Source organism: Streptomyces sp. NPDC001315 (assembly GCF_042896175.1).
Classification (GTDB): Bacteria; Actinomycetota; Actinomycetes; order Streptomycetales; family Streptomycetaceae; genus Streptomyces.
The window spans coordinates 864,302-886,560 of the sequence record NZ_JBIAWZ010000001.1 but is presented as its reverse complement, the minus strand read 5'-3'; the positions used below and the strand labels follow the sequence as shown (position 1 = coordinate 886,560).

Here is a 22,259-nt window from a genome sequence, read left to right as displayed (position 1 = left end):
CCTCCCGGGGGTCAGCCCTGTATCTCGGGGGCGTACGTGCCGAAGCTCCAGATGTTGCCCTCGGTGTCCCGGGCCATGTAGTCCCGCGACCCGTAGTCCTGGTCCGTCGGGGGCATGACGATCTCCGCGCCGTGCTCCACGGCGCGCTGGTGGTGTGCGTCGACGTCGTCCACGACGACGTACACCCCCACCGGCCCCGCGCCCTTCATCGCCGTGTCGAAGACGCCGCCGCGGCCCTTGGAGCCGACCATCACCGCGCCGTTGCCCTGCACCAGCTCGGCGTGCATCACCGAGCCGTCCTCGCCCTCGTACACGGACAGCTCCATGAACCCGAAGGCCTCCGTGAGCTGCCTGATCGCCGCCTTCGCGTCCGCGTACAGCAGCGTCGGGTAGATGCTCGGGCGCCCGCCGCTCGTGCCTGCCATGCCGACCACTCCCTCGTGCGCGCTGCCGGGAAAGTCACCCGCCGCCCAGTCTCGCAGCGCCCACTGACAACGGCCCCCGCCTCACCGGAAGGTGTTGCACTGCGCCATGTCGCCGGTCCGGTAGCCCTGGTAGAACCACTGCTGCCGCTGCTGCGCCGACCCGTGCGTCCATGTCTCCGGCGTCACCCGCCCCTGGAACCTCGCCTGGATCCGGTCGTCGCCCACGGCCGCCGCCGCGTCCAGGCCGTCCCGGATGTCGGCGTTCGTGAGGCTGGTGATCAGCGGGCGCCCGGTCGACGCGTCCTTCGTGGTGGTCGCGTGGTGCGCCCACACCCCCGCGTAGCAGTCCGCCTGGAGCTCCACCCTCACCGCGTTGCTGTTCGCCCCCTGCCGCCCGTCCTGGGCCCGGCCGAGCGTGCCCACCAGGTCCTGCACGTGGTGCCCGTACTCGTGCGCCACGACGTACGCCTGCGCGAACGGCCCGCCGCCGGCGCCGAACTTCGTCCGCAGCTCGTCGAAGAACCCCAGGTCCAGATAGACCTTCCGGTCGCCCGGGCAGTAGAACGGCCCGACCGAGGAGGTCGCCGTACCGCACGCCGTACCGACCTGCCGGCTGAAGAAGACCGTGGGAGAGCGCGTATACCTGCCGCCGCGGCGCTGGAACTCCTGGCTCCAGAAGCCCTGCACGCTGTTGACCACCGCCACCATCCGGCAGTCGTCCTTCGCGTTCGCGTCCTGCCCGGTACGGCAGCTCTGCTGGACCTGGGCCAGGGAGGACGAGGTCGCGGCCGGCTGGTCGTTCCCGGACGACAGACCGAGCTCGTCGGGGCCGACGCCGAAGAACAGCCCGAGGAGCAGCGCGATCAGCCCCGCGATGCCGCCGCCGATGGTCGCCCTGCCGCCGGGGATCCGGCTGCCGCGCACGTCCTGGACCTCGGAGGTGTCCAGCCGGGCGTCGTCGTCGAACTGCATGGGCGCATCGCCTCCGCAACGTCGTCCCCCAGTCGCCATCCTCACCCGGGAGGTCGTGCGGGGCACCCCGGACGACCTCCCGTACGAAGGACGCATTTCTGAGCCCACCCGGGCGGCACCGGGAGTCAGGCACCTCCGGGCCCGAGCGTGCCGTACGTCACGGCGGGCGCGTCGAACGCCTGAACGCAGAAAAAGTGGTTGCATCGCCCCGTTAGACTGACGTCTATGGCCATTCTCCTCGCGCATTAGACGGCGGGAACGTCCTCAGCCGCCCACCCGCCAACCCTCCCGTCCTGGAGTCTGTCCGTGATCTCCGCCTCCGGTATCGAGCTGCGCGCCGGTGCCCGCATCCTCATCGAGTCCGCCACCTTCCGTATCACCAAGGGCGACCGCATCGGCCTGGTCGGTCGCAACGGCGCGGGCAAGACAACGCTCACCAAGGTCCTCGCCGGCGAAGGCATCCCCGCCGCCGGCACCGTCGCCCGCTCCGGCGAGGTCGGCTACCTGCCGCAGGACCCGCGCACCGGCGACCTCGACATACTCGCCCGCGACCGCATCCTCTCCGCGCGCGGCCTGGACACCCTGATCCGCAAGATGCGCGAGAACGAGCAGCGCATCGCCAACGGTTCGGGCGCCACCCGCGACAAGGCCCTGCGGCAGTACGAACGCCAGGAGACGGAGTTCCTCACCAAGGGCGGGTACGCCGCCGAGGCCGAGGCCGCCACCATCGCCGCCGCGCTCAACCTGCCCGACCGCGTGCTCGGCCAGCCCCTGCACACGCTCTCGGGTGGTCAGCGCCGCCGTATCGAGCTGGCCCGGATCCTGTTCTCGGACGCGGACACGCTGCTGCTCGACGAGCCGACCAACCACCTGGACGCCGACTCGATCGTCTGGCTGCGCGACTACCTGAAGACGTACCGCGGCGGCTTCATCGTGATCTCCCACGACGTCGACCTGGTCGAGACGGTCGTCAACAAGGTCTTCTACCTGGACGCCAACCGCGCCCAGATCGACGTCTACAACATGGGCTGGAAGCTCTACCAGCAGCAGCGCGAGGCCGACGAGAAGCGCCGCAAGCGCGAGCGCCAGAACGCCGAGAAGAAGGCCGCGGCGCTCAACGCGCAGGCCGACAAGATGCGCGCCAAGGCGACCAAGACCGTCGCCGCGCAGAACATGGCCAAGCGCGCCGACAAGCTCCTCTCGGGCCTCGAAGCGGTGCGCCAGCAGGACAAGGTCGCCAAGCTGCGATTCCCCGAGCCCTCGCCGTGCGGCAGGACCCCGCTCATGGCGGAGGGACTCTCGAAGTCGTACGGCTCCCTGGAGATCTTCACGGACGTCGACCTGGCCATCGACAAGGGCTCGCGCGTCGTCATCCTCGGTCTGAACGGCGCCGGCAAGACCACCCTCCTCAGGCTGCTCGGCGGCGTCGAGACGCCCGACACCGGCCAGGTCGTCGAGGGCCACGGCCTCAAGCTCGGCTACTACGCGCAGGAGCACGAGACCCTCGACCCGGAGCGCACGGTCCTGGAGAACATGCGCTCCGCCGCCCCCGACCTCGATCTCGTCGAGGTGCGCAAGACGCTCGGCTCCTTCCTCTTCTCCGGCGACGACGTCGACAAGCCGGCCGGTGTCCTCTCCGGCGGCGAGAAGACCCGTCTCGCCCTCGCCACCCTCGTGGTGTCGTCGGCGAACGTCCTGCTCCTCGACGAGCCGACCAACAACCTCGACCCGGCCAGCCGCGAGGAGATCCTCGGCGCGCTGCGCACCTACAAGGGCGCGGTCGTTCTGGTCACGCACGACGAGGGCGCGGTCGAGGCACTCCAGCCGGAGCGGATCATTCTGCTGCCCGACGGTGTCGAGGACCTGTGGGGCTCGGACTACGCGGATCTCGTCGCCCTGGCTTGATCGAAAGCCTGATCCACAGCGTATGGATCATTCGGCCGATCCGTGATCCATCATCTGTGTGAGATCTCCTCGTATCGAGGTGTGTCCTACATCCATTTCACGGCCGATCCCTTTGTCGACAAGGGATCGGCCGTCGTGCGTCCCTGACCTGGCACTTCGCTGAATAACCCGTTCGGCCGCAGGTATGTCCGTCGGTGGAATCACAGATTCCGTATGTGGGGACACACTCCTGTCGTCACAAGCCTGTCGTACGGACCTTGCCGAATGGGTGGCCATGAAGCCCCGGAGGGGTGATCATGAGGGGACCAGAGCGCACTTCCCATGAGGAGGCACGGGTGGCCGAGACTCTGAAGAAGGGCAGCCGGGTGACCGGCGCCGCGCGCGACAAGCTCGCGGCAGACCTGAAGAAGAAGTACGACTCCGGTGCGAGCATCCGGGCACTGGCCGAGGAAACCGGCCGCTCGTATGGCTTCGTGCACCGGATGCTCAGCGAATCGGGCGTCACGCTTCGTGGGCGTGGCGGGGCGACACGGGGCAAGAAGGCCGCTTCGGCCTGACCCCGGGCGGCCCGTCGGCTTCGATGGTGACCACCCGGTCGGTCGGCTGATCGGCCGGGTGGTTACTGTGCAGTCACTTAGCTGACCGCTAGCTGACCGCACCCATCGGAGGCGCCCCATGGCTTCGCCCGACCAGAAACTCGCTCCTCTGCTCGACAAGGACGGCGTACGGCTCACCGTTGACGACGCGATCGCCACGGTGACGCTGGTCAACCCGGCCAAGCGCAACGCGCAGAGCCCCGCGATGTGGCGGGCGCTCGCCGAGGCCGGGCGGCTGCTGCCGGGCTCCGTCCGGGTCGTCGTGCTGCGCGGCGAAGGCAAGTCCTTCTCCGCCGGCCTCGACCGGCAGATGTTCACGCCGGAAGGGATCGAGGGCGAGCCGTCCTTCATCGACCTCGCGCGCGGTAGCGACACCGAGCTCGACGCTGCCATCGCCGAGTTCCAGGAGGGCTTCACCTGGTGGCGGCGCAACGACGTCGTGTCCATCGCCGCCGTGCAGGGACACGCCATCGGCGCGGGCTTCCAGCTCGCGCTCGCCTGTGACATGCGCGTCGTCGCCGACGATGTGCAGTTCGCCATGCGCGAGACCAGTCTGGGACTCGTTCCGGACCTCACGGGTACGCATCCGCTGGTGTCCCTCGTCGGGTACGGCCGTGCGGTCGAGATCTGTCTGACCGGCCGGTTCGTGTCGGCCGAGGAGGCCGTGAACACCGGATTGGCCAACGTCTCGGTGCCGGTGGCGGAACTCGACGCCACCGTGCGGGACTTGGCCGCGGCGATCCTGGCCGCGCCCCGGGACGCGGTGATCGAGACCAAGGCTCTGCTGCGCGGGGCCGCGGACCGTACGTACGACGAGCAGCGCGGCGCCGAGCGGGCCGCCCAGGCCCGGCGCTTGCGGGATCTGGCCGGCGTCGGCGAATGAGCCTCAGCTGACCGAAGTCACCAGCACCGCCACCGTCGGGTGATCCGGCAGCACCTCGCCCACCACCGTGCGGACCGCCCGGGCCACGTCCAGGGCCCGGTGGTCCGGCAGCACCGTGATCTCCACGCGCGCGTGGCGGTGCGGCAGTGCGGCCTCACTCCGTCGTTCCCCGATGTGCACCGACCGGCCGCCGAGCGCGCCGGTCAGGCGGGCCACGCCCGGGATGGCGAGCGCGGCCGCGGCGGCCCGCGCCTCGTCGGGCTCCGAGGCCTCCTTGGCCGCAGGAGGCTCCGGCGGAGGTACGGGGGAGGGCTGCGGTGCCTCATCCAGCAGGCCCGTCACCCGCAGGTCCACCTCGGTGACCGACAGGCCGAGTCCTGCCGTCGCCGCCGTCGCCAGCGCCTCCCGCACGAGGGACGCGGTAGTCGGCAGGGGCTCGGACGGCGTCGCCGCGAAGTCCGCCGTGATGCGCAGCGGGCCGGGGGGCAGTGCGCCCGGCGGCGGCGGTACGGCCGGCTCGTACACCTCCTCCGGATCGGCGAGGGCGATCCGGAGCGCACCGGGGCGTACACCGGGCACGTTCTGCGCCGCGCGCCGCAGCGCAGCCTCGGCCGCCCTCTCCGTGATCCACGCGCCGTCGTGCCGACCGCCCAGTGGCAGCAGCCTGCCCAGCCCCACCTGATCTCTTACAGCCCGCGTCAGTCGCTCTGCCGTCATTGCACCAGCGTCTCTGATTGGCTCAGTGATCCCCAGTATTGCTCAGGGGTGTGAGCCGATCGTCTTCGTGTCCTGGTGCTGGGACAGTCCGCCACGCGATCTACGGGTCGTTGATCCGACTGGTGCCGCATCACCGGGGCGGGAGCGGTCAACCGCGCTTACGGTGGGGGAAGGACGACGACCGGAAGGGACGTACGGTCATGACCGACATGACGGAGCAGAACCGGACGCAGAACCCCGAAGGTGCGGCAGAGTCGCCGGTCCAGACCCGCAAGGCCACCAGGCGCGGCGGCGGGGACCCGGCGACCCGGGGGCGGACCACCATCGCCGACGGGGTCGTGGAGAAGATCGCCGGGCTGGCGGCGCGTGACGTCCTTGGCGTGCATGCCATGGGCAGTGGCCTCAGCCGCACCTTCGGCGCCGTACGGGACCGGGTGCCCGGCGGGTCGAAGTCCGTGACGCGCGGGGTCAAGGCCGAGGTCGGCGAGGTGCAGACCGCGCTCGACCTGGAGATCGTCGTGGACTACGGCGTGTCGATCGGCGACGTCGCGAAGGCCGTGCGGGAGAACGTCATCTCGGCGGTGGAGCGGATGACCGGCCTCGAGGTCGTCGAGGTCAACATCGCCGTGAGTGACGTCAAGCTGCCCGAGGAAGAGGAAGAAGAGGAGCCGGAGCCCCGGATCCAGTAGGCCGGAAGACTGAGCTGAGGAGCGCAGCATGAGCATGGCCGTGGTCGGCATGATCGCCGGGATGGCGCTGGGTTTCGCCGGGTACTTCGGCGGGTTCGGCGCGTTCGTGCTGGTGGCGGCACTGGGCGCCATCGGGTTCGTCGTCGGCCGGTTCCTGGAGGGCGACCTGGAGGCCGGCGACTTCTTCCGTACGCGTGGCGACCGGCGGCGGTGACGCCCGTGAGTGAAGGGGCCGTCCGGGGCGGCGGACACCTGGCCGTGGTTCCGCCGGGCGAACGCGGCGCGACCCGGATCGCCGACCGGGTGGTGTCGAAGATCGCCGCCCGGGCGGCGCGCGAGGCTGCCGGTAAGCTGCCCGCCGACGCCACGCCCCCGCACGCCACGGTCGTCGTACGTCCCCGGGCTGTCGACTCCGGTCGAGCAGGGGAGACAACGGTCGATACCGCCCACATCCGCGTCCATCTCGAACTCGACTACCCCTGCGACATCGGCGCCCGCTGCCGCGAGGTGCGTCGGCATGTCGCCGAGCGGGTAGGCGCGTTGGTGGGAATGGAGGTGCCGGAGGTCGCGGTCCATGTGGAGCGGCTGCACCTGGCCCCGGCACACGGCGTGGCACAGGGGAGGACGCGATGAGCGAGCCCCAGGGCTCCGAGGGAACCACACAGCGAATGCCGGTCATCGAGAAGGACGACACCGGCCACGGACTCGGCCAGTCCGCGTCGGCGGCGGCCTATGATCCCCTGCCACCGACCCTCGACGGCGCGGACGACGGCCCCGGCCACCGCTTCTGGTCGGCACGCCGGATCCCCGCGGCCGTCGTCGCCGTGGTGTTGCTGGTCGTCGCGGGCGCCTTCCTGTACGACATCGTCGCCGTGCGTGCCCACCGGCCCGCCATGCACTGGCGCCGGGCACTGGCCCGGCAGCTCGCCGAACGGCCGCTCGACGACATCTGGGTGCTCGTCGGCGCGGGCGTCGCCGCGGTCCTCGGTCTCTGGCTGCTGGTCCTGGCCGCCACCCCCGGCCTGCGGGCCGTCCTGCCGATGCGGCGCACCCACCCCGACGTGCGCGCCGGACTGCACCGGGACGCGGCCGCGCTGGTGCTGCGCGACCGGGCCATGGAGGTCGCCGGCGTGCAGTCGGTACGCGTGCGGGCGCACCGCAGGCGGGTCGACGTCCGCGCGGTCTCGCACTTCCGCGAACTGGACGACGTACGCGCCGACCTCGACGCCGTGCTCGCCGACGCGATCAGGGGGCTGGGGCTCACCCGGCCGCCCGCGCTGTCGGTGCACGTCCGACGGCCGGGACGGAAGGGGTGAGTACGGTGCTCAAGATCGTCAACCGGGTGCTGATCGGCCTTGTCGGCCTCGTACTGGTGTTCCTCGGCGGCTCGGTGCTCGCCATCGGCCTGAGCGCTCCCGCGCCCTCCTGGTGGATCCACCAGGGACCCCATGACGTACTGCTGACCGTTGCCGAACGCACCCGCTGGCGGGACGCCGGCTGGTGGTGGCCGGCCGTTCTCGCCGTCCTCGCCGCCCTCGTCCTGCTCGCCCTGTGGTGGCTGATCGCGGTGCTGCGCCGCCGTCGGCTTGCCGAGGTCCTCGTCGACACCGGCGACGGCGCGGGCGCCCTGCTGCGGGGGCGGGCGCTGCAGGGGGTGCTGGCCGCAGAGACGGACGATCTGGACGGTGTCGCACACGCCCACGTCCAGCTGACCGGACGGCGCAACGCCCCTGAGGTACGGGTACGGCTCCTGGTGGAACCGCACGTGGACCCCGGAACGGCGCTGCACCACTTCACGACCCGTGCGCTGGCGCACGCGAGGGACTCGGCGGGGCTCGCGGCGTTGCCGGCAAAGGTGCGCCTACGAGGGGTCAGGCACCGTGCGGAAAGGGTGAGTTGACACAGCTGCCGAGGCCCGCGCGCCGCCTCAGAATCCGTGCCGGGCCCCACCGTCCACCGGCAACATGATCCCCGTCAGATAAGAAGCCGCCGGAGACAGCAGGAACGCCGCCACCCGCCCGAACTCCTCCGCCGTCCCGTACCTCCGCAGCGGAATGCGGGACTCGTTCGCCGCCCGGGTCGCCTCCGGATCCGCCGAGTACCCGTCCAGCTCGCGCACGCGATCGGTGTCGATGCGGGACGGCAGCAGCCCGACGACGCGGATGCCGCGCGGACCCAGCTCGTCGGAGAGGGACTTGGCGAACCCGGCCAGGCCCGGTCGCAGACCGTTGGAGATGGTCAGCCCCGGAATCGGTTCGTGCACCGAGCCGGACAGCACGAACCCGATGACGCCGCCGGCGTCGAGCTCCGCGGCCGCCGCGCGGGCGAGCCGTACCGCGCCGAGGAACACCGACTCGAACGCCGTACGCCACTGCTCGTCCGTGTTGTCGGCGACGAAGCCGGGCGGCGGGCCGCCGACGCTGACCAGGATGCCGTCGAAGCCGCCGAAGTGTTCGCGCGCGGCGGCGATCAGCCGGGCCGGGGCGTCCTCCTCGGCGTTGTCGACGGCCACTCCGATCGCGTTCGGGCCCAGCTCGGCCGCCGCATCGGCGACCCGCTTCTCGTCACGTCCCGTGACGACCACTTTCGCGCCGTCCGCCACGAGCTCGCGCGCGGCGGCGTTGCCCAGTCCGCGGGTGCCCCCGGTGACGACGTACACCCGGTCCTTCAGTTCAAGATCCATGGTCCCTATCCTGCCTGGTCGCCCTCGGACAGGACGAGGGCGGTGTTCACCAGGCCGATGTGGCTGAACGCCTGGGGGAAGTTGCCGAGCTGGCAGCCGGCCACCGGGTCGTACTCCTCGGCCAGCAGTCCCACGTCGTTCGTGAGGCCCACCAGTCGTTCGAACAGCTGCCGGGCCTCCTGCGTACGGCCCGTCATGTGCAGCGCGTCCGCGAGCCAGAACGAGCAGGCCAGGAAGACGCCCTCGCCACCCGGCAGGCCGTCGACGGGCCCGTCCTCGACGTCGTAGCGGCGTACGAAGCCGCCATGGCCCAGTTCCGCGCGCACCGCGTCCACCGTGCCGATCACGCGCGAGTCGTCGGGCGGCAGGAAGCCGACACGTGGGATGAGCAGCAGTGCCGCGTCGAGTCCGCGTGAGCCGTAGTACTGCGTGAAGGTGTTGCGCCCGGGGTCGTAGCCCTTCTCGCACACCTCCCGGTGCACCTCGTCGCGCAGTTCGCGCCAGGCGTCCAGGTCGCCGCTCAGCTCCGGGTGTTCCTCCAGGGTGCGCACCGCCCGGTCGGCGGCCACCCACACCATCACCTTCGAGTGCACGAAGTGGCGGCGGCCGCCCCGCACCTCCCACAGCCCTTCGTCCGGCTGCCGCCACGCCGACCGAAGGAACTTGAGCAGGGCGCGCTGCATCGCCCACATGTGCGGCTTGGGCGACAGACCCGAACGCCGGGCCAGGTACAGCGAGTCCATGACCTCGCCGTAGACGTCCAGCTGGAGCTGGGTCACGGCGCCGTTGCCGATCCGTACGGGCGCCGAGCCGGCGTGACCGGCCAGCCACGGCAGCTCGAACTCCGGCAGGCGTCGCTCGCCCGCGAGGCCGTACATGATCTGGAGGTCCGCCGGGTCGCCCGCGACCGCGCGCAGCAGCCAGTTCCGCCAGGCCTCGGCCTCCTTGTGGTAGCCCGCCGACAGCAGGACGCCCAGGGTGAGGGTGGAGTCGCGCAGCCAGCAGTAGCGGTAGTCCCAGTTGCGTACGCCGCCCACATCCTCCGGCAGCGAGGTGGTGGCCGCGGCGACGATGCCGCCGGTGGGGGCGTAGCTGAGGGCCTTGAGGGTGATCAGCGAGCGTACGACGGTGTCCCGGTACGGCCCGTCGTAGCGGCAGTGGGACGCCCACCTCCGCCAGTCGACGACGCTGCTGCTCAGCGCCTCGTAGGGGTCGACCAGCGGCGGGCGCGGCTCGTGCGAGGGGTGCCAGGTGAGGACGAACGCGACCTTCTCGCCCTCGGCGACGGTGAATTCGGAGTGCGTGCCGAAGTCCTCGCCCCAGGTGTGTACCTCGGGTTCGCTGCGCAGCCAGACCGAGTCCGGGCCGGCGATGGCGATCCGGTGGCCGTCGGACCGGCGCATCCACGGAATGATCGAGCCGTAGTCGAAGCGGAGCCGGATGGTGCTGCGTACGGTGACCCGTCCGCTGACGCCCTCCACGATGCGTACGAGGTCGGGGGCCCGCTCGCGCTGGGGCATCAGGTCGGTGACGCGGACCGTGCCCTCGTCCGTCTCCCACTCGGTGTCGAGGACGAGGGTGTCGGGTCGGTAGGCGCGGCGCGTGCAGGGGCCCTTGGCGCCCTTGGGCGCGATCCGCCAGTGGCCGTTGTCCTTGTCGCCGAGCAGTTTGGCGAAGCAGGCGGCCGAGTCGAAGCGGGGGAGGCACAGCCAGTCGACGGAGCCGTCCCTGCCGACGAGCGCGGCGGTCTGTTCGTCGCCGATGAGGGCGTAGTCCTCGATAGCAGGGTGCACGGGATTGCGGGTTCCCAGGGGACGGACGGCGCAATCAGCGTATGCGGCCGGGTGGGTCAGTGCGGCCCTACACCGTCGCCGGTTCCGCCTCCGGCGCCGCTGCCCCGGTCGCGGCCTCCGCCCGGTCGCGGCGCTCTCGCCGTACCAGGACCCACCAGCCCACCGGGACGGCCGCGGCGAACAGCCACCACTGGATCATGTAGGCGTAGTTCAGCGGGGCGTCTTCCTTGCCCGGGTCGGAGATCTGCTGCGGAGTGTCGCCCTTCGCTTCGGGTGCCGTCTGCTGGATGTAGCCGCCGAGCACCTGGGCGTCGAGGCGCTGTGCCTCCTCCGCGCTGTTGATCAGCATGATCTGCCGGTCCGGCAGTCCCTTGACGTTCTTGATGCCGCTCGCCGCGGTCGTCTCGTCCGGCATCAGCCGCCCGGTGACGGTGGTCCGGCCGGCGGGCGGTGCGGGGATCTTCGGGAACGCGGTCTGCGCTCCGTTCGCGGGGATCCAGCCCCGGTTGACCAGCAGCACCTTGCCGTCCGTCAGGACGAACGGGGTGAGGACATGGAAGCCGACCTCGTCGTCGGAGTTGACGCGGCGCCTGACGACGACTTCCCGAGAGGTGTCGAACGTGCCGGTCGCGGTGACGGTGCGGTACCGCTCGGCGCTGGTCACGGCATTCCCGGGGGAGGCCAGCTGCTCCACCGGGACCGACTTGGCGGCCAGGGCGTCGGAGACCAGCTGGTTGCGGGCGCTGCGCATCTCGTACCGGTGCATCTGCCAGATGCCCAGCTCGATCATCGTCGGGATGAGCGCAATGGCGACGAGGGTGACGATCACCCACTGCCGGGACATCAGGAAGCGGTACACCCCACGACCGTACAACTCGGTCGTGGGGAGCGGTCAGCCGGGTACCGGGTCACACCTTGTCGACGATCCCCACCCTCCCCTCGGCGCGGGCGCAGTGGCCGCCGCAGTACCAGTGGCCCTCGACCTCGACGCCCTGGCCGATGATCTGCACCCGGCAGTGCTCGCAGATGGGGGCCATGCGGTGGATCGCACAGGAGAAGCAGTCGAAGACGTGGACCGCGCCCTGCGCGTGCACCTCGAAGGTCATTCCGTAGTCATTGCCGCAAACTTCGCATCTCGCCATGCGCCACAGGGTGAGCCGTCCGCGTCGTCCGGGCGAGCGGGCGGCGGGCGAGTCGCGCGGCAATCACCCGTCCGTACGGGTCACTCGCCGGCGGGTGACACATCGCGCAGCAGTTGTCCGAACGCCGCCTCGTCGATGACCGGCGTTCCGTACTGCCGTGCCTTGAGCACTTTCGACGTGTTCGAGTCGGGGTCGTTGGTCACCAGCAGGCTGGTCAGTCGGGACAGGCTGGTGGCGACGTGCAGTCCGGCCTCCGTCGCACGGTCCTCCAGCAGCTCGCGGTCGACCGACGTGTCACCCGAGAAGGCGACGCGCATGCCCTGCTTGAGCGGTTTGCCCTCTTCATACCGTCCAGGGTTGGGATAGGGGCATGCGGGCCTTTTGCGGGACGGGCGCCAGCTGCCCTGCGGGTAGCCGCCGTAGCCACTGTTGCCCGCCTGCCGGCCGATCCGGGGCGCGGGCCGGTCCTGCCACTCGGTCAGCGGCCGGCACTCGTGCAGCGGCAGCCGTACGCCGCCCGCGGCCGCGGCCCGCAGGCTCGGCCGGAACGCCTCCGCCAGCACGCGCGCGTCGTCCAGCGCGTGGTGCGCCCGCTGCTGCACGACGCCGAAGTGGGCTGCCAGCGACTCCAGCTTGTGGTTGGGCAGCGGCAGACGCAGTTCCTTGGAGAGCGCGATGGTGCACAGCCGCTGCCGCACCGGGGCCTCGCGCTGCGCGCGCGCGTACTCGCGGGCGATCATCTGCCAGTCGAAGACGGCGTTGTGCGCGACGAGCACCCGGCCCGCCAGGCGCGCCGCGAACTCCTCGGCGATGTCCGGGAAGAGCGGCGCGCCTTCGAGCACATCGCTCGTCAGACCATGGATCCACACCGGGCCGGGGTCCCGCTCCGGGTTGACCAGCGTGTACCAGTGGTCCTCGACCTCGCCGCGCGCGTCCAGCCGGTAGACGGCCGCGGAGATTATCCGGTCGTCGCGGGCCAGGCCCGTGGTCTCCACGTCAACGACCGCGTACCCCTGGGGATACGCGGTCGGCCACGTTGTGGGGGACGACGCTGCGGTCGTGCGGTCTTCGAGCATGGTCAATGAGGATACGGGCCACTGCTGACAGCGTGGTGCGCGTGTCCCGGCATCGGGCGGTCCCGGTCAGGAAGCGGCGGACTCGCGCTCGGCCTCGCTCAGCGGCGGCGCCTGCAGGTGCGGCTGCTTCGGGCCGAGGAGCATGGGGACGAGCATGTCGGGCGAGAAGAGGCGGGTGGCCGGCTTCTCCAGGCTCATCACGTCGAGCAGCGCGCCGAGGGCGCGCGGATTGCGGGCGCCGGTCTCGACGGCCCGGTCGACGAAACGGGCGAGGAACCGCTCCAGGGCCGTGGGCTGGGTCGTGGCGGCGCCGGGGTAGAAGGCGTCCTGGCCGACCGCCAGGTCCCAGGCGGCGGCGACCGGCCGGGCCGCGGCGCGCTGGAGGCGGCGCGCGGTGCCAGGGGCCGTGAGGGAGGCGGAGCGCAGGACGGTACGCAGGGCGAGGGCGCACTGGGCGGCGACGGTGAGGCCGTGGCCGTAGACGGGGTTGTAGGCGGCGACGGCGTCGCCGAGGACGGTGAAGCCGTCCGGCCAGCGCTTCGCCTTCTCGTAGTAGCGGCGGTGGTTGGCGGTGCTGCGGGTGGTGGCGATGTCGCCGAGCGGCTCGGCGTCCTTGATCAGCTCGCCTATGACGGGGTCGCCGAGGCTGAGCGCGAAGTCCGCGAAGGCGTCCGCGTCGGCGGTGGGCTCGCCGCCGCGGGTGCCGGAGAGGGTGACGATCCACCGGTCGCCCTCGACGGGCAGGACGATGCCGCCCCGGCCCGGGGCCTTGGCGGGATTGGCCTGCACGTTGACGAGCGGGAAGCCGATGTCCTTGGTGGTGCCCGGCGCCGCGTAGACGCGGGTGGCGTAGGCGACGCCGGCGTCGACCTCGCGTTCCGTGACGCCCGGCAGGCCCAGGTCCGTCAGCCAGCCGGGCGCGCGGGAGCCGCGGCCGGAGGCGTCGACGACCAGGTCGGCGGTGAGGGTGAGCTCCTCGTCGCCGGTACGCACCCGGGCGCCGGTGACCCGGGTGGCGTCGCCCTCCAGGGCGAGTGCGGTGGTGCCCTGACGGAGTGTGATGCGCGCGTCGGCCAGGACGCGGGCGCGGATCACGGAGTCGAGCAGGTCTCGGGAGCACACCAGGTTGCGGTGGTGGGTGGTCGGGAAACGGCGGAACCAGACCTCGTTGGGAGCCCGGGAGACCATGTCGCCCATGATGTGGACGAGACGGCCGCCGCCGGCCACGACCTCGCCGACGAGGCCGGGCAGCAGCTCGTCGAAGGCGAGCACGCCGCCGCTCCACACGAGGTGCGCGTGCCGGGCCTGGGGGACACCGCGACGCGGCTCGGGCCCCTCGGGCAGCACGTCCCGTTCGACGAGGGTGACGTCGGCGAACTCGGCGAGCGCCGCCGCCGCGAAGAGACCGGCGGCGCTCGCGCCTATGACGACCGCGGTGGGCCGGCGGGTGAGGGCCGTGTCAGGCATGGTGGTTCACGCTTTCTGTGCTGCTTTCCCGCCCAGGGCGGCGAGCAGGGGGCTCATGGCCTCGGCGCTCGTCGCGGGGTGTCTCCCATCGGGGGCCCGCGCAGCCTACGCGTCCGTTCGGGCAACTCTCAATGATCACAGGTCAATTGGAAGGCTCGGCGAAGACGTTCGCCGACTGCCTCGGCGAACATGCTCTCCCCCGAGAACGCGACGAGCCCGGTGTGTGCGTCGGCAGCGTCGGTACGGGTCTGGAGCGTCGGTACGGGGCTGGTGACGCCGCGGATGGAATCCTCCCCGTGTGACAGAACCGACGCACGACGAGGCCCACGGCGGCGCACTGGGTTCGCGGCTCAACTGGCTGCGCGCCGCGGTCCTCGGCGCCAATGACGGCATCGTGTCCACCGCGGGGCTCGTCGTCGGCGTGGCCGGCGCCACGGAGGACCGCTCGGCGCTGCTGACGGCGGGCCTGGCCGGCCTGCTCGCCGGTTCGCTGTCGATGGCCGTGGGGGAGTACGTGTCGGTGTCGACACAACGGGACTCCGAGAAGGCGGCGCTGGCCCTGGAGAAACGGGAACTGAGGGAACAGCCCGAGGCCGAGCTGGAGGAGCTCACCGAGCTGCTTCAGGAGCGCGGGCTTTCGCGGGACGTGGCGCGGGAGGCGGCGCAGCAGCTGACGGAACGGGACGCGCTGAGGGCCCACGCGCGCGTGGAGCTCGGCATCGACCCCGAGGACCTCGCCAATCCCTGGCACGCGGCCTGGGCGAGCTTCGGGGCGTTCACGGTGGGCGCGCTGCTGCCGCTGCTGGCCATCGTCCTGCCCCCGGCGGACTGGCGCCTGCCGGTCACCGTCGGGTCCGTGCTGGCCGCCCTCGTCCTCACCGGCTGGACCAGCGCCCGGCTGGGCGCGGCGGCACCGGCGCGCGCGGTGCTGCGGAACGTGGCGGGCGGGGCGGTGGCCATGGGGGTCACGTATGCGGTCGGGACGTTGTTGGGGGCGGCGGGGGTGTGAGGGTCGACGTACCGCCGGTAATACTTGTCGGTAACCACATCTGGCCCCGGACGACCAGCGGTTCTACGGTGCCTCCATGCCGAACCTGCCCGATGTCGTGCTGTGGTCGATACCCGCCTTCGTGCTGCTCACCGTGATCGAGGTGATCAGCGTCCGCATCCATCCCGACGAGGACGCGGCGGGATACGAGGCCAAGGACGCCGCGACGAGCGTCGGCATGGGGCTCGGGAGTCTCGTCTTCGACTTCGTCTGGAAGATCCCGATCGTCGCCGTCTACACGGCGGTCTACGAGCTGACACCCCTGCGCGTGCCCGTCCTGTGGTGGACGGTCCCGCTGATGCTGCTCGCGCAGGACTTCTTCTCCTACTGGTCCCACCGCGGCCACCACGTCGTCCGCATCCTGTGGGCCTGCCACGTCGTCCACCACTCCAGCCGGAAGTTCAATCTCACCACCGCCCTGCGCCAGCCCTGGACCACGCTGACCGTCTGGCCGTTCTACGTCCCCCTCGTCGTCGCCGGTGTGCACCCCGCCGCGCTCGCGTTCTGCTCCTCCGCGAACCTCGTCTACCAGTTCTGGATCCACACGGAGCGGATCGACAGGATGCCCCGCTGGTTCGAGTTCGTGTTCAACACTCCGTCCCACCACCGGGTGCACCACGCTTCCCAAGGCGGCTACCTCGACCGCAACTTCGGCGGGATCCTGATCGTCTGGGACCGGCTGTTCGGGTCGTTCGTGCCGGAGACCGAGCGGCCGGTGTTCGGGTTGACGAAGAACATCGCCACGTACAACCCGCTGAAGGTCGCCACCCACGAGTACGTCGCCATCGCCAAGGACCTGAGGGCGGCGCACGGGTGGCGTGAGCGTGCCGGGCGGGTGTTCCGGGGGCCGGGCTGGCAGCCGACGCCCCCTGCCGCCGCTCCTGTCGAGGAGACCACAGCCGCGTGAGAGCGTCCCGCGTCCTCCTCGCCGCCTTCGCCCTGGCCACAGCCCTCGACCTGGGCTTCCTCCTGGCCGGTGCGGGCACCGGGCACACCGTGGCCAAGACCCTGCTGATGCCGCTCCTCGCCGGCTACGCGGGCCTGCGCGGCGCGCCCCGCCTCCTCGTCGCCGCCCTCCTCTTCGGCTGGGGCGGCGACATCCTGCTCCTGTCCGACGCAGACCCCGCCTTCCTCGCCGGGATGGCCTCCTTCGCGACCGGGCACGTCTGCTACCTCGCCCTGTTCCGCAGGACCGGCCCCCCACGCGCGCGTGCCGCTCTCCTCCTGCCCGGCTACGCCGCCGCCCTCGTCACCACCGTCGCCCTGCTGTGGCCGGACCTGCCCGCGGACCTGCGTCTGCCCCTGGTCGTCTACAGCACCCTGCTCATGGCCATGGCGTACTCGGCGGCCACCCGGCTCGGCCTTGTCGCCGGGCTCGGCGGCGCGCTTTTCATGGTCTCCGACACCCTCATCGCGACCGGCGTCGCCGACTGGCCGCAGCTGCCGAGGCCCGCCTTCTGGATCATGCTCACCTATGCCGCCGCGCAGTTCCTGCTGGTCCGGGGCACCCTCGACGAGCGGCGGGCGCCGACAGCGGCGTACGGTGAAGTGCGCTCCACCACCCCCTGAGCGCACCCGTACAGCACAGAATGCACGAGAAGGACCCTCGTTATGCGCGCCACCACCATTCACGCCCCCTACGACATGCGCGTGGAGGACGTGCCCGAGCCCGTGGTGCAGCTGCCCACCGACGCCGTGGTCCGGGTGCTGCGCGCCTGCATCTGCGGCAGCGACCTGTGGGCGTACCGCGGCGAGGCGGCCCGGCAGCCGGGGCAGCGGATCGGGCACGAGTTCCTCGGCGTGGTCGAGGAGGCCGGCAGCGAGGTGAGCGGTGTCCGGCGCGGTGACCTCGTCGTCGCGCCCTTCATGTGGTCCGACGGTGTCTGCGACTACTGCCGCGAGGGACTGACGACGTCCTGCGAGCACGGCGGCTTCTGGGGTTCCGTCGGCCACGACGGCGGCCAGGGCGAGGCCGTGCGTGTCCCCTTCGCCGACGGCACCCTCGTGCGGCTGCCCAAGGACGCGGCCTCCGACGACCACCTGCTGACCGCCCTGCTGACCCTCTCCGACGTGCTCGGCACCGGCCATCACGCCGCCCTCGGCGCGGGCGCCCGCCCCGGTGCCACGGTCGCCGTCGTCGGTGACGGGGCCGTCGGCCTGTGCGCGGTGCTGGCCGCCAAGCGGCTCGGCGCCGAGCGGATCATCGCCCTCGGCCGCCACGAGGTCCGCACCGACATCGCGCGCCGCTTCGGCGCCACCGACGTCGTCGCCGAGCGCGGGGACGCGGCTGTGGAGGCCGTCCGCGAGCTCACCCGCGGGCAGGGCGCGCACTCGGTCGTCGAGGCGGTCGGCACCGAGCAGTCGATGCGGACGGCCGTGAACATCGCCCGCGACGGCGGTGCCGTCGGCTTCGTCGGCGTGCCGCACGGCAGCGGCACCGGCCTCGACCTCGGCGTCATGTTCGACCGGAACATCGCCCTGCGCGGCGGCGTCGCGCCGGTCCGCGCCTACATCCCCGATCTGCTGCCCGACGTCCTCGACGGCACCATCGACCCGTCCCCCGTCTTCGACCTGACCGTCGACATCGAGGGCGTCCCCGACGGCTACCGGGCGATGGACGAGCGCACCGCTCTCAAGGTGCTCGTCACCAACGGCTGATCACCGCCAGAACGGCTGATCACCGCCAGCGGATCGGCAGCGGCAGCGCCGTCAGCACCCCCGACACCGCGACCACCACCCCCAGCGCGACGACCTCCACCCGTGCGGGGGAGCAGGCGGTCAGCGGGTCGGCCGCGCGGCGCAGCCGGGTCCGCGCACTCAGGGCCAGCAGGGCGACGGCGGCCACGAGGAGCACCTTGGCGAGCAGGGTGCGCCCGTAGGCGGTCGTCGTCAGCTGGTCCAGGATCGTGTCCGCCGGCATCCGGCGCAGCGAGCTCCATATCCCCGACGCGGTGATCGCGGCCAGCAGTACGGTCGCCACGCGCGCGTAGAGGCCCAACAGGGCCGTGCCCGCGGCGCATGTGGGCCACTGCCCCAGCGTGCGCAGCACGCGCAGCAGACCGCCCGTCCACAGCGCGGCACAGGTCAGGTGCACGAGCGTCAGCGCGGAGCCGGTCAGCGGGCTGTGTTCGGTCGGGGGATGCGCGCGCAGCGCCTCCGAGACGACCACGGCGGCCAGGGGCCACACCCGGGTGACCGGTCGGCGGGACAGCGCGCACAGGCCCGCCACCGCGAAGGCGTTGACCTCCAGCAGCGCCAGCCGGCCGTCGCGCGACCGGTAGAGGCCGCCGACATCGATCTCGGCGAGGCCGTGCGGTACCAGGTTGCCAGTGGCGACGACCGAGGCGAGCCCCAGCGCCGCGACAAAACCGGCGGCGGCCGCGTACGGGGCCCATCTTCGCGGCCGGTCGGAGGGAGCGCCGGGCACCCGCCCGGCCAGGTGGTCGATGAAGAGTTCGCCGACGGGGACGCACAGCGCCGCGAACAGCACCGTCCGCAGCAGCGCGATGCCACCGGCGCCCGGAGCGGCGGCCTCTCCGGTGCCGTGCAGCGCGGTGGACGGCCCGAGCAGGGGTATCAGGGCGCCGAGCGCCACCAGCACCAGAACGCCGACGGCCCGGCCCGTACCGGGACGCCGCCGTTCGGGGCCACTCGCCTCGGGAACCTCGGTCGGTCGTATCAGGGTCACCTCAGGATCTTCACCACCCGTCGCAGAACGGGGCAACTCCAGGGAAACAACTGAGAGAACGGCATTCCGCCCATCGATGCGATTCCGGCCGTCCGCCGGCTCAGAGCCAGCGCGCCGCGTCCCCGCCCCAGGGCCCCGGCGGCCGCACCCAGTCGGCCGGTCCGCCCGCGAACGACACCGGCGACAGGGCGTACCGCAGCCGTCCGATCCCGCCGTCGGCCTCGGCCAGCCAGGGCCGCGGCCCGTCGTACGGCACCTCGCCCGACGGCCCCGGCTCGATCCCGTCCGCGATCCCGTCCGAGATTCCGCCCGTCAGCCAGGCCGCTGTCCGCGCCAGCGCCAGCCGTACGAACCGGCTGCCTCCCTCGTACGACTGCTCGGTGAGCGCCCGCAGCACCGCGGCGGCCAGCAGATAGCCCGTGCCGTGGTCGAGGGCCTGCGCGGGCAGCGCGCCTGGCTGCTCCGGCGAGCCCTCGACGGCCGCGATGCCGGTGGCGACCTGCACCAGGCTGTCGAAGCCGCGCCGCTCGCCCCACGGCCCGTACGCACCCCAGGCAGACAGCTGTGCCACGACCAGCCCGGGCCTGCGCTCGGCCAGCGCCTCGGGGGAGAGGCCGAACCGGTCCAGGGCGCCCGGCCGGTACCCGGTGACGACGACGTCCGCCGCCGCGAGCAGCTCCTCGAAGGCACGTCGGTCGGCCACCAGGTCCAGCGCCGCCGACCGCTTCCCGAAGCCCGTGTCGGCGTGCTGGTCGGGGAGTTCGGGGAGCTGCGGGGCGTCGACGCGCAGGACGTCCGCGCCCAGCAGGCCGAGCGTCCGGGTGGCGACCGGACCGGCGATCACCCGGGTGAGGTCGAGGACGCGCAGCCCGGCGGCCGGCAGCAGCGGACCGCCGTCGACCGGAGTGAGCACGCGCGTGTGCGCGGCGTCCAGCCGCCCGCGTTCCACCAGCGGCCGCCGGGCCACCGCGACCGCCTGCGGGTGTCCGGCCCACTCCTTCGCCGTGCGCAGCGCGACCGCGAGGCCCCCCGCGCCGTACACCGTGTCCTCGACCTCCAGGGCGGACCGCTCGGCGAGCCGGCCGGCCACGTCGTCCACCGTCGCGCCCTCAGCGAGCCCCAACGCGCCCAGCAGCCGGGCCCGGTGGTGCGGATAGTTGGCGTGCGTGCGCACCCATCCGTCGGCGGTCCGCCAGAACCGCGACAGCGGTGCGAAGTTGACGGGCGCCCGCCCGTCGACCAGCAGATGCCGCTCGCTGACGAAGGCGGCGGCCACGGCCCCGTCGTCCACGTGGACCCCGGGCACCTCCGGCAGCCCGGCCCGCCGCGCCCCGAGCTCGGCGGCGGCCAGCGCGCACGTGCCCACGCAAGCCCGCGCCAACTCCCGCACCGGAAGACGTGCTTCGAGCGCTCCACGCCGTACGACCGTCGACACGCGCGTGAGGAGGGCGGGATCGCCGTCCAGCGCGGACCAGACAAACTTGATTCCAGTCATGACTGCACTATGCAGTATGTACTGGATCAACATATTGAGCAGGGGCACAGGGGCAGCAGAAGGGCCGGGCGGTTCGACCGCCCGGCCCGACCTTCTGCGTGCTCCTTGCCGGCTACTTCACCGCGCGCAGCGCGTTGACGATGCCGAAGCCGTAGAAGCCGTTGACGCGCTTGCCGCCCACGCAGGTCGCGTCCACGACCCCGTCGCCGTCCCCGTCGTACGGGCCGGTCGGGCAGCCCGGGTTGTCCGCCTGGGCCTTGAGCAGCGCCTGGAGCTGGGCCGGGGTCGCGTTCGGGTGGGTCGACTTCAGCAGCGCGGCGACCGCGGCGACGTGCGGGGAGGCCATCGAGGTGCCCTGGAGGTAGCCGTACCCGTTGTTCGGCAGCGTGGACAGGATGCGGCCGTTCTGCGAGGGGGTGCCCGGGACCTGGTACTTGTCGCCGCCCGGGCCCGCCACGTCGACGACACCCTGACCGTAGCTGGAGTAGTACGACTTGGTGCCCTTGACGCCGGTCGCGCTCACGGTGACGACACCCGGCAGCTGGGTCGGTATGTCGAAGCACTCGTGCGGGTCGACCGTCCGGGTCACGGCGGTCGAGTCGTCGGGGCTGGAGTCGTCGACGAGGGCGTCCGAGTCGAGGTCGTCGTTGGAGTTGCCCGCCGAGGCGACGTTGAGGGTGCCCTTCTTCTGGGCGTACAGCTGCGCCCTGTTGACCGCGTCGACGATGGCCTTCTGGTCGGGGTCGTCCGTGCAGTTGTACAGCCACGGGTCCACGTAATAGCTGTTGTTGGTGATCTCCACGCCGTGATCGGCGGCGAAGACGAAGGCGCACACCACGCTCTCGGGGAAGAACAGGCTGTTCGCGTCCGGCTGGGCCACCGTGATGCTCGCGACCTTCACGCCGGGGGCGACGCCCGCGACGCCGATACCGTTGCGGGCCGCGGCGATCTCACCCGCCACGTGCGTGCCGTGGTAGTGCTCGGCGTCCACCGGCCGCCAGGAGCCGTACGTCGTGTCCGCCTTGCCGCTCACGCAGTTCGCGGACTGCGAGGCGGAGAAGTTCGGGGCGATGTCGGGATGGGTGTCGTCGACGCCGGTGTCGATCACGGCGACGGTCACCTTCTTGCTGCCCGGGTTGATCGTCGCGGCCTTGTCGGCGCCTATCGCGCGCAGGTCCCACTGGTCGGCCTCAAGGGGCTCCTGGCCGGAAGCCGTGCTCTGCGCGGCGACCTTCGCGGCCTCGGCCTTGGACAGGTACTGGACCGCGCCCTCGTCCGTCGTGCCCGCGGCGGTGACCGCCGAGGTACGCGTGGCACCGGCCGACTGCACGCCGCGCACCGTGCGTATCTGCGCGGCGAAGCCGGGGTTCGCGGAGTGGGCGACGATCACGCCTATCTCGTCGTACGTCACGACGACGGTGCCGCCGGCCGCGACGACCGCCTTCTCGACCGACTCGATCGTACGGTGGTCCAGCTTGGTGTTGACGACGTACGCGAAGGTCCCCGCGTCGGCCGCCTGTGCCGCGGACTCCACGCGAGGTGCGGCCGATGCCGCGGCCGGCAGGAAACCGAGCGAGGCGGTCAAGGACAGCACGACGGGCACGGCGAGGGCGAGACGGCGTCTGGAACGCAGATGAGCCATGGGATCTCCACATCATCCGGAAACAAATCCGGCCCGGA

General features: G+C 71.9%; 24 protein-coding genes. 12 read left to right on the top strand and 12 right to left on the bottom strand.

The annotated features are described in order from the left end of the window. Positions 1–11: 11 nt before the first annotated feature. Positions 12–425, bottom strand: a complete 414-nt coding sequence (locus ACFY16_RS03870) for a VOC family protein (RefSeq protein WP_390645453.1) — start codon at positions 423–425, stop codon at positions 12–14. 81 nt (positions 426–506) lie between these two features. After that, the gene (locus ACFY16_RS03865; protein WP_390645452.1) at positions 507–1,397 is read right to left on the bottom strand and encodes a neutral zinc metallopeptidase; all 891 of its coding nucleotides are present in this window, start codon (positions 1,395–1,397) and stop codon (positions 507–509) included. 306 nt (positions 1,398–1,703) lie between these two features. Between ACFY16_RS03865 and ACFY16_RS03860 the strand changes: the two genes are divergently transcribed. The 3 genes from ACFY16_RS03860 to ACFY16_RS03850 all read left to right on the top strand — a co-directional run bounded on the left by ACFY16_RS03860 (position 1,704) and on the right by ACFY16_RS03850 (position 4,781). Continuing rightward, the gene (locus ACFY16_RS03860; RefSeq protein ID WP_390645451.1) at positions 1,704–3,302 is read left to right on the top strand and encodes an ABC-F family ATP-binding cassette domain-containing protein; all 1,599 of its coding nucleotides are present in this window, start codon (positions 1,704–1,706) and stop codon (positions 3,300–3,302) included. Between the two features lie 335 nt (positions 3,303–3,637). After that, positions 3,638–3,859, top strand: coding sequence for a helix-turn-helix domain-containing protein (locus tag ACFY16_RS03855; protein WP_006123601.1), 222 nt, complete (start codon positions 3,638–3,640; stop codon positions 3,857–3,859). 118 nt (positions 3,860–3,977) lie between these two features. Then, positions 3,978–4,781, top strand: coding sequence for an enoyl-CoA hydratase/isomerase family protein (locus tag ACFY16_RS03850; protein WP_390645450.1), 804 nt, complete (start codon positions 3,978–3,980; stop codon positions 4,779–4,781). A 3-nt stretch (positions 4,782–4,784) separates the two neighbouring features. On the opposite strand, the gene ACFY16_RS03845 is transcribed toward ACFY16_RS03850, so the two are convergent. Continuing rightward, positions 4,785–5,498 carry a nucleopolyhedrovirus P10 family protein gene (locus ACFY16_RS03845; RefSeq protein WP_390645449.1) on the bottom strand — a complete coding sequence of 238 codons (714 nt, stop codon included), beginning with the start codon at positions 5,496–5,498 and terminating at the stop codon, positions 4,785–4,787. 200 nt (positions 5,499–5,698) lie between these two features. Here ACFY16_RS03845 and ACFY16_RS03840 point away from each other — a divergent pair, with 200 nt between their 5' ends. Genes ACFY16_RS03840 through amaP form a run of 5 tightly spaced genes read left to right on the top strand, consistent with a single transcriptional unit; the run spans position 5,699 to position 8,087 of the window. Continuing rightward, the gene (locus tag ACFY16_RS03840; RefSeq protein ID WP_355500497.1) at positions 5,699–6,187 is read left to right on the top strand and encodes an Asp23/Gls24 family envelope stress response protein; all 489 of its coding nucleotides are present in this window, start codon (positions 5,699–5,701) and stop codon (positions 6,185–6,187) included. Between the two features lie 28 nt (positions 6,188–6,215). Next, the gene (locus ACFY16_RS03835) at positions 6,216–6,401 is read left to right on the top strand and encodes a hypothetical protein (RefSeq protein WP_390645448.1); all 186 of its coding nucleotides are present in this window, start codon (positions 6,216–6,218) and stop codon (positions 6,399–6,401) included. After that, positions 6,398–6,820, top strand: a complete 423-nt coding sequence (locus ACFY16_RS03830; RefSeq protein ID WP_390645447.1) for an Asp23/Gls24 family envelope stress response protein — start codon at positions 6,398–6,400, stop codon at positions 6,818–6,820. The genes ACFY16_RS03835 and ACFY16_RS03830 overlap by 4 nt, the downstream gene beginning before the upstream one ends. Then, positions 6,817–7,503: a DUF6286 domain-containing protein gene (locus tag ACFY16_RS03825; RefSeq protein ID WP_390645446.1), complete on the top strand. Its 687-nt coding sequence runs from the start codon at positions 6,817–6,819 to the stop codon at positions 7,501–7,503. Before ACFY16_RS03830 ends, ACFY16_RS03825 begins: the two co-directional genes overlap by 4 nt. Continuing rightward, positions 7,500–8,087 (top strand): alkaline shock response membrane anchor protein AmaP, encoded by a 588-nt coding sequence (gene amaP, locus ACFY16_RS03820; RefSeq protein ID WP_390645445.1) that lies wholly within the window; start codon positions 7,500–7,502, stop codon positions 8,085–8,087. Before ACFY16_RS03825 ends, amaP begins: the two co-directional genes overlap by 4 nt. Before the next feature lie 27 nt (positions 8,088–8,114). Here the strand turns inward: amaP and ACFY16_RS03815 are convergent, their stop codons facing one another. The 6 genes from ACFY16_RS03815 to ACFY16_RS03790 form a co-directional block, all read right to left on the bottom strand. Then, positions 8,115–8,870, bottom strand: a complete 756-nt coding sequence (locus tag ACFY16_RS03815; RefSeq protein ID WP_390645444.1) for an SDR family oxidoreductase — start codon at positions 8,868–8,870, stop codon at positions 8,115–8,117. Positions 8,871–8,875: 5 nt separating this feature from the next. Then, entirely contained in the window at positions 8,876–10,663 is a 1,788-nt protein-coding gene (locus ACFY16_RS03810; protein WP_390645443.1) for a glycoside hydrolase family 15 protein, read from the bottom strand. Positions 10,664–10,730: 67 nt separating this feature from the next. Next, complete coding sequence (locus tag ACFY16_RS03805; protein WP_390645442.1) at positions 10,731–11,522, bottom strand: SURF1 family protein; 792 nt, start codon at positions 11,520–11,522, stop codon at positions 10,731–10,733. Positions 11,523–11,571: 49 nt separating this feature from the next. Next, positions 11,572–11,805: a hypothetical protein gene (locus ACFY16_RS03800; protein WP_351367102.1), complete on the bottom strand. Its 234-nt coding sequence runs from the start codon at positions 11,803–11,805 to the stop codon at positions 11,572–11,574. Between the two features lie 80 nt (positions 11,806–11,885). After that, positions 11,886–12,881, bottom strand: a complete 996-nt coding sequence (locus tag ACFY16_RS03795) for a DEDDh family exonuclease (protein WP_390645441.1) — start codon at positions 12,879–12,881, stop codon at positions 11,886–11,888. Between the two features lie 66 nt (positions 12,882–12,947). Next, the gene (locus ACFY16_RS03790) at positions 12,948–14,348 is read right to left on the bottom strand and encodes an NAD(P)/FAD-dependent oxidoreductase (protein ID WP_390645440.1); all 1,401 of its coding nucleotides are present in this window, start codon (positions 14,346–14,348) and stop codon (positions 12,948–12,950) included. 298 nt (positions 14,349–14,646) lie between these two features. Here ACFY16_RS03790 and ACFY16_RS03785 point away from each other — a divergent pair, with 298 nt between their 5' ends. The 4 genes from ACFY16_RS03785 (at position 14,647) to ACFY16_RS03770 (ending at position 18,054) form a co-directional block, all read left to right on the top strand. Beyond that, positions 14,647–15,357 (top strand): VIT family protein, encoded by a 711-nt coding sequence (locus ACFY16_RS03785; RefSeq protein ID WP_390645439.1) that lies wholly within the window; start codon positions 14,647–14,649, stop codon positions 15,355–15,357. A gap of 76 nt (positions 15,358–15,433) precedes the next feature. After that, positions 15,434–16,303 (top strand): sterol desaturase family protein, encoded by an 870-nt coding sequence (locus ACFY16_RS03780; protein ID WP_390645438.1) that lies wholly within the window; start codon positions 15,434–15,436, stop codon positions 16,301–16,303. Next, entirely contained in the window at positions 16,300–16,965 is a 666-nt protein-coding gene (locus ACFY16_RS03775) for a lysoplasmalogenase (protein ID WP_390645437.1), read from the top strand. Before ACFY16_RS03780 ends, ACFY16_RS03775 begins: the two co-directional genes overlap by 4 nt. A 42-nt stretch (positions 16,966–17,007) precedes the next feature. Next, positions 17,008–18,054: a zinc-dependent alcohol dehydrogenase family protein gene (locus ACFY16_RS03770; RefSeq protein ID WP_390645436.1), complete on the top strand. Its 1,047-nt coding sequence runs from the start codon at positions 17,008–17,010 to the stop codon at positions 18,052–18,054. A gap of 19 nt (positions 18,055–18,073) precedes the next feature. On the opposite strand, the gene ACFY16_RS03765 is transcribed toward ACFY16_RS03770, so the two are convergent. The 3 genes from ACFY16_RS03765 to ACFY16_RS03755 form a co-directional block, all read right to left on the bottom strand. Continuing rightward, positions 18,074–19,084: a CopD family protein gene (locus ACFY16_RS03765; RefSeq protein ID WP_390645435.1), complete on the bottom strand. Its 1,011-nt coding sequence runs from the start codon at positions 19,082–19,084 to the stop codon at positions 18,074–18,076. 100 nt (positions 19,085–19,184) lie between these two features. After that, positions 19,185–20,579 (bottom strand): CoA transferase, encoded by a 1,395-nt coding sequence (locus tag ACFY16_RS03760; protein WP_390645434.1) that lies wholly within the window; start codon positions 20,577–20,579, stop codon positions 19,185–19,187. 112 nt (positions 20,580–20,691) lie between these two features. Continuing rightward, positions 20,692–22,221: a S8 family serine peptidase gene (locus tag ACFY16_RS03755; protein ID WP_390645433.1), complete on the bottom strand. Its 1,530-nt coding sequence runs from the start codon at positions 22,219–22,221 to the stop codon at positions 20,692–20,694. Between the last annotated feature and the right edge of the window lie 38 nt (positions 22,222–22,259).

Excerpts from the sequence above, each read along its gene's own strand:
- ACFY16_RS03845 (WP_390645449.1), bottom strand. The coding sequence starts at position 5,498 with ATGACGGCAGAGCGACTGACGCGGGCTGTAAGAGATCAGGTGGGGCTG.
- ACFY16_RS03865 (WP_390645452.1), bottom strand. The coding sequence starts at position 1,397 with ATGCAGTTCGACGACGACGCCCGGCTGGACACCTCCGAGGTCCAGGAC.
- ACFY16_RS03780 (WP_390645438.1), top strand. The coding sequence starts at position 15,434 with ATGCCGAACCTGCCCGATGTCGTGCTGTGGTCGATACCCGCCTTCGTG.
- ACFY16_RS03790 (WP_390645440.1), bottom strand. The coding sequence starts at position 14,348 with ATGCCTGACACGGCCCTCACCCGCCGGCCCACCGCGGTCGTCATAGGC.
- ACFY16_RS03825 (WP_390645446.1), top strand. The coding sequence starts at position 6,817 with ATGAGCGAGCCCCAGGGCTCCGAGGGAACCACACAGCGAATGCCGGTC.
- ACFY16_RS03815 (WP_390645444.1), bottom strand. The coding sequence starts at position 8,870 with ATGGATCTTGAACTGAAGGACCGGGTGTACGTCGTCACCGGGGGCACC.
- ACFY16_RS03770 (WP_390645436.1), top strand. The coding sequence starts at position 17,008 with ATGCGCGCCACCACCATTCACGCCCCCTACGACATGCGCGTGGAGGAC.
- ACFY16_RS03840 (WP_355500497.1), top strand. The coding sequence starts at position 5,699 with ATGACCGACATGACGGAGCAGAACCGGACGCAGAACCCCGAAGGTGCG.
- ACFY16_RS03835 (WP_390645448.1), top strand. The coding sequence starts at position 6,216 with ATGAGCATGGCCGTGGTCGGCATGATCGCCGGGATGGCGCTGGGTTTC.
- ACFY16_RS03755 (WP_390645433.1), bottom strand. The coding sequence starts at position 22,221 with ATGGCTCATCTGCGTTCCAGACGCCGTCTCGCCCTCGCCGTGCCCGTC.
- ACFY16_RS03800 (WP_351367102.1), bottom strand. The coding sequence starts at position 11,805 with ATGGCGAGATGCGAAGTTTGCGGCAATGACTACGGAATGACCTTCGAG.
- ACFY16_RS03870 (WP_390645453.1), bottom strand. The coding sequence starts at position 425 with ATGGCAGGCACGAGCGGCGGGCGCCCGAGCATCTACCCGACGCTGCTG.
- ACFY16_RS03850 (WP_390645450.1), top strand. The coding sequence starts at position 3,978 with ATGGCTTCGCCCGACCAGAAACTCGCTCCTCTGCTCGACAAGGACGGC.
- ACFY16_RS03795 (WP_390645441.1), bottom strand. The coding sequence starts at position 12,881 with ATGCTCGAAGACCGCACGACCGCAGCGTCGTCCCCCACAACGTGGCCG.
- ACFY16_RS03760 (WP_390645434.1), bottom strand. The coding sequence starts at position 20,579 with ATGACTGGAATCAAGTTTGTCTGGTCCGCGCTGGACGGCGATCCCGCC.